Here is an 8,919-nt window from a genome sequence, read left to right as displayed (position 1 = left end):
GGCAAGGAGCGGTAAATGGACGAGATTGACATCAGTCATGCACAGGCAAATTTGTTTTTGCTGATCGACAAAGCTGTTCGTGGAGAACCATTTCTGATTACACGGTTCGGCACGGCATTGGTTAAGGTCGAGGCTGTTTCTAGTGCGATTGCTGAGCCGCTTCCACGCCTGGGGTTCCTGGCTGGGCAGTTCACGATTCCCGAGGACTTCAGTGCATCCGATTTTCAGATCGAGAAGCTCTTTTATGGTGGAAAGTGAAGCTTCTTCTGGATACGCATATCCTGCTCTGGGCGATAGCTTCCCCGGATAGATTGTCAGTATCCACTGCGGCGTTGTTGACTTCGGTCGAGAATGATTTGGTTTTTAGTGTTGCCAGTCTGTGGGAGGTGGCAATCAAGAGTGCCGGAAAGAGTGGGGCGGGCATGATCGATGTTCGGCTTTTGCGGGATGGCTTGTTGAAACATCGGTATCAGGAGTTGTCGATTCAGGGGGGAGCATACGCTATGTGTCGCTCAGTTGCCGCCGCTGCATCGGGATCCATTTGACCGCATATTGGTCGCCCAGGCTTTGGTTGAAGGTATGACCTTGGTAACGGCAGACAAGATAATCGCCCGCTATCCAGGTCAAATTTACCGGGCCAAAACAAAAAAGCCGCTGAGCTGATGCTGAGCGGCTTTTTTACGAGAAGCGAAGACCGGATTACTTGATCTTGGTTTCTTTGAACATAACGTGCTTGCGTGCTTTAGGATCGAACTTCATGATCTCCATTTTAGCAGGCGTGGTGCGCTTGTTCTTGGTGGTGGTGTAGAAGAAACCCGTACCTGCGGTCGATTCCAGTTTGATTTTGTCGCGGCCAGTTTTTGCCATGGTAGCTCCCTAATTAGACTTTTTCGCCACGGGCGCGCATGTCGGCCAGTACGGCATCGATGCCGACTTTGTCGATTACGCGCAGACCAGCGTTGGACAGACGCAGGGAGACCCAGCGGTTTTCAGATTCAACAAAAATACGACGGTTCTGCAGGTTAGGCAGGAAACGACGTTTGGTTTTGTTGTTTGCGTGGGAAACATTGTTGCCGACCATCGGCTTCTTCCCAGTAACTTGGCAAACACGTGCCATAACGCACTCCTTAAAAGACATTCCACAATTGGAAAAACAAGAGTATATCCAAAAAACTCAGCTTTTTCAATGACTTGTGAAAAACAATTGTGTCGTGTGCATGTGAAAATATTTAACAATTGTGAATTTGCTCGTAAACCCTTGAGCGCACAGGGGTAAACTCAGAGCTGGCCGTGCTCGGCAAACGAGTGCACCTGATGGCCGGCCACGACAAAATGGTCGAGGATGCGGATATCGACCAGCGCCATGGCCTGCACCAGCGCCCGCGTCAGCAGCAGGTCCGATTCGCTGGGGTCGGGCGTGCCGGATGGATGGTTGTGAGCCAGCATGATGCTGGCCGCGTTGCAGGCCAGCGCCGCCTTGACCACTTCCCTCGGGTAGACGCTGGTGTGCGTCAAGGTGCCGCGAAACATTTCCCGGGCGTCGATCAGGCGGTTCTTCACGTCGAGGAACAGTACATGGAAGGATTCGAAATCTTTACCACTGAAGGTGATGCGCAGATACTCCTTGACCGCGCGCGGCGAGTTCAGCGCCTGCCCGGCCTTGATTTCCTCCAGAATCGCGCGCCGCGCCAGCTCCATCACTGCCTGCAACTGCGAGAACTTGGCCGGCCCCAGTCCATGCAGCGCGGAAAACTCCCTCAGGCTGGCGCCGAACATGGCTTGCAGCGAGCCGAAATGGTGCAAGATCTGCTGCCCGAGTTGCACCGCATCCTTGCCGGGGATGCCGGTGCGCAGGAAAACCGCCAGCAATTCCGCATCCGACAGCACCGCCGCGCCCTCGCGTATCAGCCGCTCGCGCGGGCGCCGCTCCGGCGGCCATTCCTTGATTGCCATCGATATCCTCCGCAAATCAGCACAGACGACGGGCGCGAGCGGCAAGGTGGCTTACAATAGAGCCTTTGCCAGCTTACCGAATCTCACGTCATGTCTAACGCGCAACCTGCTGTCGTCACCAAATCGGCCTACTTAACACTGCATTATCGTCTTGCCTCGTTGGACGGTACTGATATCGTTACAACCTTCGGCGGAAATCCCGCCACGCTGATGCTGGGCCAGGGCCAGCTGGCTCCGGTGCTGGAAGAGCTGCTGATCGGCATCCCGGAAGGCACGCACAAGACCTTCGAGCTGGAACCGGGCGTCGGCTTCGGTCCGCGCAACCCGGAACTGGTGCGTGAAGTCACCCGCGCCACGCTGGACGAGAACTCGGTGCCGGGCGCCGACTACAAAGTGGGCGACCTGGTCGACTTCGCCGCGCCGGGCGGCGGCCGCTTCGCCGGCATCCTGCGCGAGCTGGGCGAGGAAACCTGTTTGTTCGACTTCAACCACCCGCTGGCCGGCCAGCCGCTGAAATTCGAAGTCCAACTCATCTCCGTGTTGTGAGGAACTCATGAGCGATAAAGAAATCCTGCTGGCCCAGCCGCGCGGCTTTTGCGCCGGCGTCGACCGCGCCATCGAAATCGTCGAGCGCGCGCTGACCCAGTTCGGCGCGCCTATCTATGTGCGTCACGAAATCGTCCACAACGCCTATGTGGTGGAAGACCTGCGCAACAAGGGCGCCATCTTCATCGAAGACCTGGACGATGTCCCGGCCGGCAATACCCTGGTGTTCTCGGCGCACGGCGTGTCCAAGGCGGTGCGGGCGGAAGCGGAATCGCGCGGCCTCAGCATCTTCGACGCGACGTGCCCGCTGGTCACCAAGGTACACGTAGAAGTGGCCAAGATGCGCAAGCAGGGCTGCGAAATCATCATGATCGGCCACGACGGCCATCCGGAAGTCGAAGGCACGATGGGCCAGACCGAAGAGGGCATGTACCTGGTCGAAACCGTGGCCGATGTCGACAAGCTCAACGTCACGAAACCCGAGCAGCTGGCGTATGTCTCGCAGACAACGTTGTCGGTTGACGACACTGCCGACATCATCGAGGCGCTGAAACGCAAATATCCGGCCATCATCGAGCCGAAAAAGGGCGACATCTGCTACGCCACCACCAACCGCCAGGAAGCCGTGAAATTCATGGCGCCACAGGTGGAAGTGGTGATCGTGGTTGGCAGCCCGAACAGCTCCAATTCCAACCGCCTGCGCGAAGTGGCGGAAAAGAAGGGCACGCCGGCCTATATGGTCGACAACGCCACGCAGATCGATCCGCTCTGGCTGGAAGGCAAGGTGCGCGTGGGCGTCACCGCCGGCGCGTCGGCGCCGGAAGTTTTGGTGCACGCCGTCATCGATCGCCTGAAGGAATTGGGTGCGCGCAGCGTGCGTATCCTCGATGGCGTGCAGGAAGCGGTCACTTTCCCGCTGCCCAAGGGCCTGGATGGACAGAAAGCTGCACCGGCCGAGGGCGTGGTTTAACAACTTTCGGGATGGAACGGAATTATATTTCGCATATTTCCATTATTCCGCAGTTAGTTTTTCCAAAATCTCGCTATCATTGCCTCGCTCTTAAAAAGTTGTCGTTTCGGCTTATAAATGAGGGAACGGCGGAGGGAGCGCTCGCAGGGGATGATACCGGTTCAGGCATGAAATTTGCATCATGAACGCGTAGTCAACGGCGGCACTACGGAGACCTCTCCGGGTGCCGTTTTTGTTACATGAGCCGGATGTGCAGGCATAACATAAAAGTAAAGGCGCTCTTCATGGATACTTTTATCCAACAAATTATTAACGGACTTGTGCTCGGCAGCATGTACGCACTGGTCGCGCTGGGCTACACCATGGTGTACGGCGTGCTGAACCTGATCAACTTCGCCCACGGCGATGTGCTGATGATCGGTGCGATGACCGGCCTGACCATCCTCAATCTTCTCAATCAGTATGCGCCGGACCTGCCCGGCTACGTCAAACTGGCGATCGCCATCGGCGGCGCCATTCCGGTGTGCATGCTCGTCAACATCATTATCGAGCGCGTCGCCTACCGCCGCCTGCGCAACGCGCCGCGCCTGGCGCCGCTGATCACCGCGATCGGCGTGTCGACCCTGCTCAACACCTTTGCGATGATGATCTGGGGCCGCAACCCGCTGTCCTTCCCGCAACTGTTGCCTTCCGACCCGGTCGCTATCGGCGGCGCGCTGATTTCGCCGACCCAGATCCTGTTGCTGGCGCTGGCCCTGATCTCGATGGCCGGCCTGGTGGTGCTGGTGGAGAAAACCAAGATGGGCCGCGCGATGCGCGCCACCGCCGAGAATCCCCGCGTCGCCGGGCTGATGGGCGTCGATTCCAACAAGGTCATCGTCGCCACGTTCGCGCTGGGGGCGGCGCTGGCCGCCGTGGCCGGCGTGATGTGGGGTGCCAACTATGCGTCGGTGCAGTTCACGATGGGCTTCCTGCCGGGCCTGAAAGCCTTCTGCGCCGCGGTGCTGGGCGGCATCGGCAACATCTACGGCGCCATGCTGGGCGGCATCGTGCTCGGCATCATCGAGAGCCTGGGCGCCGGCTACATCGGCGACCTGACCGGTGGCTTCCTCGGCAGCCACTACCAGGACATCTTTGCCTTTGTCGTGCTGATCATTGTGCTGACGGTGCGTCCGTCCGGCATCATGGGCGAGCGCGTCGCGGACCGTGCCTAAGCGGAGGAACTGATATGGCCATTCTGAATTTCGACACCACCCGCAACCCGCGCAAGGCCTACAGCAGCATGGCTGTGGTCCTGATCGGCTTGCTGATCTTCCCGTTCGTCGCCTCGCAGTTCGGCAACTCCTGGGTGCGCATCATCGACATGGCGCTGCTGTACATCATGCTGGCGCTGGGCTTGAACATCGTGGTCGGCTTCGCCGGCTTGCTGGACCTGGGCTACATCGCGTTCTACGCGGTAGGCGCCTACATGACCGGCCTGCTGGCCTCGCCGCAATTCGCGGCGCTGCTGGAGTCGATGATTAACGAATACCCGGTCATCGGCAACTCGCTGGTGGCGATCCTGGGACCGGACATCCAGCAGAACGGCATCCACCTGTCGGTGTGGCTGATCGTGCCGCTGGCGGCCGCGCTGGCCGGCCTGTTCGGCGCCATCCTGGGCGCGCCGACGCTGAAGCTGCGCGGCGATTATCTGGCCATCGTGACGCTGGGCTTCGGCGAGATCATCCGCATCTTCATGAACAACCTGAACGAGCCGATCAACTTCACCAACGGCCCGCAGGGCATCAACCTGATCGATCCGATCCGCGTGTTCGGCGTCAACCTGGCCGGCGAGGCGGGCTCGCGCGCGAACGTGGTGATCGGCGGTTTCTCGATGCCGTCGGTGAACGCGTATTACTTCCTGTTCCTGTTCCTGTGCGTGGCGGTGGTGTTCGTCACCTCGCGCCTGCAGCATTCGCGCCTGGGCCGCGCCTGGGTCGCCATCCGTGAAGACGAGATCGCCGCCAAGGCGATGGGCATCAATACCCGCAACGTCAAGCTGCTGGCCTTCTCGATGGGCGCCTCGTTCGGCGGCATCGCCGGCGCGATGTTCGCCTCGTTCCAGGGCTTCGTCTCGCCGGAGTCGTTCTCGCTGACCGAATCGATCGCCGTGCTGGCGATGGTGGTGTTGGGCGGCATCGGCCATATCCCGGGCGTCATCATGGGCGGCGCGCTGCTGGCGGCCTTGCCGGAAGTGCTGCGCCACGTGGTCGAGCCTCTGCAGCAGAAGCTGTTCGGCCACGTGCTGATCGAGGCCGAAGTGCTGCGCCAGCTGCTGTACGGCCTGGCGATGGTGCTGATCATGCTGAACCGCCCGGCCGGCCTATGGCCCGCGCCCAAGCATGAAGACCGTCCCGACGGCGACTCCGACACCAAAGATCAATCGTCCGGCACCGTGGCGGCCTGAGGAATAGACACATGAGCGAACAAGTAATTCTGAACATCGCCGGCGTGAACAAGCGCTTCGGCGGCTTGCAGGCGCTGACCGATGTCGGCATCAAGATTATGAAGGGCCAGATCTACGGCCTGATCGGCCCCAACGGCGCCGGCAAGACCACCTTCTTCAACGTCATCACCGGCCTGTACCAGCCGGACACCGGCACCTTCGAGCTGGCCGGCAAGCCGTACTCGCCGTCGGCGCCGCATGCGGTGGCCAAGGCCGGCATCGCCCGCACCTTCCAGAACATCCGCCTGTTCGGCGAGATGACCGCGCTGGAAAACGTCATGGTCGGCCGCCACGTGCGTTCGCACCAGGGCGTGTTCGGCGCCGTGTTCCGCCACAAGGCGGCGCGCGAGGAAGAGGCGGCTATCCGCAAGCGCGCGCAGGAGCTGCTGGACTTCGTCGGCATCGGCCAGTTCGCCAGCCGCACGTCGAAGTTCCTGTCCTACGGCGACCAGCGCCGCCTGGAAATCGCCCGCGCGCTGGCCACCGATCCGCAACTGCTGGCGCTGGACGAACCGGCGGCCGGCATGAACGCCACCGAGAAGCTGGCGCTGCGCGAGCTGCTGGTCAAGATCAAGAACGAAGGCAAGACCGTGCTGCTGATCGAGCACGACGTCAAGATGATGATGGGCTTGTGCGACCGGCTGATGGTGCTGGAATACGGCAAGCCGATCGCCGAGGGCCTGCCGGCTGAAATCCAAAGCAATCAGGCGGTGATCGACGCCTACCTGGGAGGATCGCACTAATGAGCGACAACGTTCTTAAAGTATCGGGACTGAAAGTCGCGTACGGCGGCATCAAGGCCGTCAAGGGTATCGACCTGGAAGTGAACCAGGGCGAGCTGGTGGCGCTGATCGGCGCCAACGGCGCCGGCAAGACCACCACGCTGAAAGCCATCACCGGCACGCTGCCGCCTTGCAAGGTCGAGGGCACGGTGAGCTACATGGGCGAGTCGCTGAAAGGCAGCAAGTCCTTCCACCTGGTCGAGAAAAAGCTGGCGATGGTGCCGGAAGGGCGGGGCGTGTTCACCCGCATGTCGATCCAGGAAAACCTGATGATGGGCGCCTACACGCGCGACGACAAGGCCGGCATCGAGGCCGACATCGCCAAGTGGTTCGACGTGTTCCCGCGCCTGAAGGAGCGGGCGGCGCAGATGGCGGGCACCCTGTCGGGCGGCGAGCAGCAGATGCTGGCGATGGCGCGCGCGCTGATGTCGCATCCCAAGCTGTTGCTGCTGGATGAGCCGTCGATGGGCCTGTCGCCTATCATGGTCGAGAAGATTTTCGAAGTGATCCGCAACGTCTCGAAAGAAGGCATCACGATCCTGCTGGTGGAGCAGAACGCCAAGCTGGCGCTGCAGGCCGCGCACCGCGGCTACGTGATGGATTCCGGCCACATCACGATGACCGGCAACGCCAGGGATATGCTGGACGATCCGCGCGTCAAAGCCGCCTACCTCGGCGAGTAATTGACTTCGTCACCCGAAAAACCGGAGCTTGCTCCGGTTTTTTTTCGTTTACGCCTGATTATCCGCAATGCTGCAAATCGCCCTCATGCGCTACTAGGCAATGTAGCAGGGGAACCGGGGCGAAATTAAGCACATAGGTTAATATGGAATGGAAAAGCGCACGCCTCATTATCGGCTCTCTATGGTGAAAGCCTTGATCGTTTCCGGGAGGGTTAGGGCGACTTTGTCAGCCTTGTCCGGGGCTGCCGTGCTTGGAATGGGGTTTGACGAGATGCTTCGCGTAGTCATGACGCTGCGCACGCGCGACTTTTACAAAAGCATGACTACTCAAGCAGACCATCGTGTTTGGCAGGATGTCTATCGACCCACTACCATTGCCGGCAAAATTTATCTAAAACTTACCGTTATTGATGACGTGCTGATTGTGTCGTTCAAGGAGTTGTAGAAATGAAATGTCCTGTCTGTGGCGAAGCGGAGTTGATGCATGGAATTCGCGACGTAAGCTATATGTACAAAGGCCGATCTGGGGTAATCGCAGCGGTGCAGGGCGATTACTGCCCAGTATGTGGCGAAAGTGTTTTGGATGTATCTGAATCGTCGCGGGTGAGCTTGGCAATGCTGGAATTCAACCGGAAAATAGATGAGTCCGTGGATCGCGGTCTGATGCTTGAATAAAAAAAGCCTCGGCAATGCCGAGGCTTTTTTGATGGGAACCGGCACCCTACCGTGCCGGTGATCCTCGATTACTTCTTGGCTGGAGCAGCTTTGGCGGCAGCAGCGGTGAACTGGTTCACGGCCGAGGTCAGGTTCGATTCGATCGACTCGACAGCTTGCTTGGCGGTCTTGGCGAACTGCTCGTAACCGGCGTTGGCGTTGCCGATGGCCGATTTCAGGATGGCCACTGCGTTTTCCGAACCGGCTGGAGCGTTCTTGCTCACTTCTTCCACCAGCGAGATGACTTTACGGTTGGTTTCAGCGATTTGGGTTTCAGCAGCTTTGCTGAATTCAGCGCCGGTGCTCGAAGCGATGGTCGCCAGGTGACGGCCGTAGGCGATGGTTTTTTCTGCGTTAGGCTGGGCTTGTGCCGAAGCCAGCGAGAAGAATTCTTGTGGATCTTTAGCCGACAGCAGTTGCTTGGTGGTGATCGACGACTCTTCCAGCGATGCTTTAGCAGCGGTCAGGTTCAGGTCGACGAACTTCTCCACGCCTTCGAAAGCCTTGTTGGTCAGGGCCGAGAAAATCGCGAATTGAGCTTCAAAGTTAGCTTTGGTCGCATTGGAAAATTGCTCAGGGATTGAAAACATTTATTTCTCCAGGAAAGTAGTCATTGATTAAGTACTGCTGTTTCTACAGCCGGTGCGAAACAGACTATCCACGTTTCAGACCGAACAACAAATTGTGCAACGCAACAAACCCGATTTTACGGCCTTCAAAAATTAAGTCAAGCGATTTTTTGTGCATTGCATCAAAGAACCGAGTCTAGCCTTTGGAAACAATTTC

Annotated in this window: 13 protein-coding genes; 9 read left to right on the top strand and 4 right to left on the bottom strand. The window is 58.9% G+C overall.

Annotation, left to right across the window (positions count from 1 at the left end):
• Nucleotides 1-15 precede the first annotated feature (15 nt).
• Nucleotides 16-258 carry a type II toxin-antitoxin system Phd/YefM family antitoxin gene (locus GEV02_RS18310; protein ID WP_152839329.1) on the top strand — a complete coding sequence of 81 codons (243 nt, stop codon included), beginning with the start codon at nucleotides 16-18 and terminating at the stop codon, nucleotides 256-258.
• Nucleotides 259-699: 441 nt separating this feature from the next.
• On the opposite strand, the gene rpmG is transcribed toward GEV02_RS18310, so the two are convergent.
• The 3 genes from rpmG to radC all read right to left on the bottom strand — a co-directional run bounded on the left by rpmG (nucleotide 700) and on the right by radC (nucleotide 1,953).
• Nucleotides 700-867 (bottom strand): 50S ribosomal protein L33, encoded by a 168-nt coding sequence (rpmG, locus tag GEV02_RS18300; protein WP_008451489.1) that lies wholly within the window; start codon nucleotides 865-867, stop codon nucleotides 700-702.
• A gap of 13 nt (nucleotides 868-880) precedes the next feature.
• On the bottom strand, nucleotides 881-1,117 hold the full coding sequence (gene rpmB, locus GEV02_RS18295; protein ID WP_008451488.1) for a 50S ribosomal protein L28: 237 nt from the start codon (nucleotides 1,115-1,117) through the stop codon (nucleotides 881-883).
• 161 nt (nucleotides 1,118-1,278) lie between these two features.
• Entirely contained in the window at nucleotides 1,279-1,953 is a 675-nt protein-coding gene (gene radC / locus GEV02_RS18290) for a RadC family protein (protein WP_152839328.1), read from the bottom strand.
• Nucleotides 1,954-2,043: 90 nt separating this feature from the next.
• Between radC and GEV02_RS18285 the strand changes: the two genes are divergently transcribed.
• The 8 genes from GEV02_RS18285 to GEV02_RS18250 all read left to right on the top strand — a co-directional run bounded on the left by GEV02_RS18285 (nucleotide 2,044) and on the right by GEV02_RS18250 (nucleotide 8,094).
• Nucleotides 2,044-2,499 (top strand): FKBP-type peptidyl-prolyl cis-trans isomerase, encoded by a 456-nt coding sequence (locus GEV02_RS18285; protein ID WP_152839327.1) that lies wholly within the window; start codon nucleotides 2,044-2,046, stop codon nucleotides 2,497-2,499.
• A 7-nt stretch (nucleotides 2,500-2,506) separates the two neighbouring features.
• Nucleotides 2,507-3,469, top strand: a complete 963-nt coding sequence (ispH, locus tag GEV02_RS18280) for a 4-hydroxy-3-methylbut-2-enyl diphosphate reductase (RefSeq protein ID WP_152839326.1) — start codon at nucleotides 2,507-2,509, stop codon at nucleotides 3,467-3,469.
• 284 nt (nucleotides 3,470-3,753) lie between these two features.
• Nucleotides 3,754-4,683 carry a branched-chain amino acid ABC transporter permease gene (locus GEV02_RS18275; protein WP_152839325.1) on the top strand — a complete coding sequence of 310 codons (930 nt, stop codon included), beginning with the start codon at nucleotides 3,754-3,756 and terminating at the stop codon, nucleotides 4,681-4,683.
• 14 nt (nucleotides 4,684-4,697) lie between these two features.
• Nucleotides 4,698-5,915 carry an ABC transporter permease subunit gene (locus tag GEV02_RS18270; protein WP_070269277.1) on the top strand — a complete coding sequence of 406 codons (1,218 nt, stop codon included), beginning with the start codon at nucleotides 4,698-4,700 and terminating at the stop codon, nucleotides 5,913-5,915.
• Nucleotides 5,916-5,926: 11 nt separating this feature from the next.
• Nucleotides 5,927-6,697 (top strand): ABC transporter ATP-binding protein, encoded by a 771-nt coding sequence (locus GEV02_RS18265; RefSeq protein ID WP_152839324.1) that lies wholly within the window; start codon nucleotides 5,927-5,929, stop codon nucleotides 6,695-6,697.
• The gene (locus GEV02_RS18260) at nucleotides 6,697-7,419 is read left to right on the top strand and encodes an ABC transporter ATP-binding protein (protein WP_152839323.1); all 723 of its coding nucleotides are present in this window, start codon (nucleotides 6,697-6,699) and stop codon (nucleotides 7,417-7,419) included. Before GEV02_RS18265 ends, GEV02_RS18260 begins: the two co-directional genes overlap by 1 nt.
• 148 nt (nucleotides 7,420-7,567) lie before the next feature.
• Nucleotides 7,568-7,864 carry a type II toxin-antitoxin system MqsR family toxin gene (locus tag GEV02_RS18255; protein ID WP_152839322.1) on the top strand — a complete coding sequence of 99 codons (297 nt, stop codon included), beginning with the start codon at nucleotides 7,568-7,570 and terminating at the stop codon, nucleotides 7,862-7,864.
• Between the two features lie 2 nt (nucleotides 7,865-7,866).
• Nucleotides 7,867-8,094, top strand: a complete 228-nt coding sequence (locus GEV02_RS18250; protein WP_152839321.1) for a type II toxin-antitoxin system MqsA family antitoxin — start codon at nucleotides 7,867-7,869, stop codon at nucleotides 8,092-8,094.
• Nucleotides 8,095-8,162: 68 nt separating this feature from the next.
• On the opposite strand, the gene GEV02_RS18245 is transcribed toward GEV02_RS18250, so the two are convergent.
• A complete protein-coding gene (locus GEV02_RS18245) occupies nucleotides 8,163-8,723 on the bottom strand; it encodes a phasin family protein (protein WP_008451480.1) in 561 nt (186 codons plus the stop codon).
• Nucleotides 8,724-8,919 lie beyond the last annotated feature (196 nt).

This window comes from Rugamonas aquatica (genome assembly GCF_009380215.1).
GTDB lineage: Bacteria > Pseudomonadota > Gammaproteobacteria > Burkholderiales > Burkholderiaceae_D > Rugamonas > Rugamonas aquatica_B.
Note: the sequence above shows the minus strand (reverse complement) of the source record. Positions and strands in the feature narration are given on the sequence as shown.

Excerpts from the sequence above, each read along its gene's own strand:
- rpmG (WP_008451489.1), bottom strand. The coding sequence starts at position 867 with ATGGCAAAAACTGGCCGCGACAAAATCAAACTGGAATCGACCGCAGGT.
- GEV02_RS18255 (WP_152839322.1), top strand. The coding sequence starts at position 7,568 with ATGGAAAAGCGCACGCCTCATTATCGGCTCTCTATGGTGAAAGCCTTG.
- GEV02_RS18310 (WP_152839329.1), top strand. The coding sequence starts at position 16 with ATGGACGAGATTGACATCAGTCATGCACAGGCAAATTTGTTTTTGCTG.
- GEV02_RS18250 (WP_152839321.1), top strand. The coding sequence starts at position 7,867 with ATGAAATGTCCTGTCTGTGGCGAAGCGGAGTTGATGCATGGAATTCGC.
- GEV02_RS18245 (WP_008451480.1), bottom strand. The coding sequence starts at position 8,723 with ATGTTTTCAATCCCTGAGCAATTTTCCAATGCGACCAAAGCTAACTTT.
- GEV02_RS18265 (WP_152839324.1), top strand. The coding sequence starts at position 5,927 with ATGAGCGAACAAGTAATTCTGAACATCGCCGGCGTGAACAAGCGCTTC.
- GEV02_RS18260 (WP_152839323.1), top strand. The coding sequence starts at position 6,697 with ATGAGCGACAACGTTCTTAAAGTATCGGGACTGAAAGTCGCGTACGGC.
- GEV02_RS18285 (WP_152839327.1), top strand. The coding sequence starts at position 2,044 with ATGTCTAACGCGCAACCTGCTGTCGTCACCAAATCGGCCTACTTAACA.
- rpmB (WP_008451488.1), bottom strand. The coding sequence starts at position 1,117 with ATGGCACGTGTTTGCCAAGTTACTGGGAAGAAGCCGATGGTCGGCAAC.
- ispH (WP_152839326.1), top strand. The coding sequence starts at position 2,507 with ATGAGCGATAAAGAAATCCTGCTGGCCCAGCCGCGCGGCTTTTGCGCC.
- radC (WP_152839328.1), bottom strand. The coding sequence starts at position 1,953 with ATGGCAATCAAGGAATGGCCGCCGGAGCGGCGCCCGCGCGAGCGGCTG.
- GEV02_RS18270 (WP_070269277.1), top strand. The coding sequence starts at position 4,698 with ATGGCCATTCTGAATTTCGACACCACCCGCAACCCGCGCAAGGCCTAC.
- GEV02_RS18275 (WP_152839325.1), top strand. The coding sequence starts at position 3,754 with ATGGATACTTTTATCCAACAAATTATTAACGGACTTGTGCTCGGCAGC.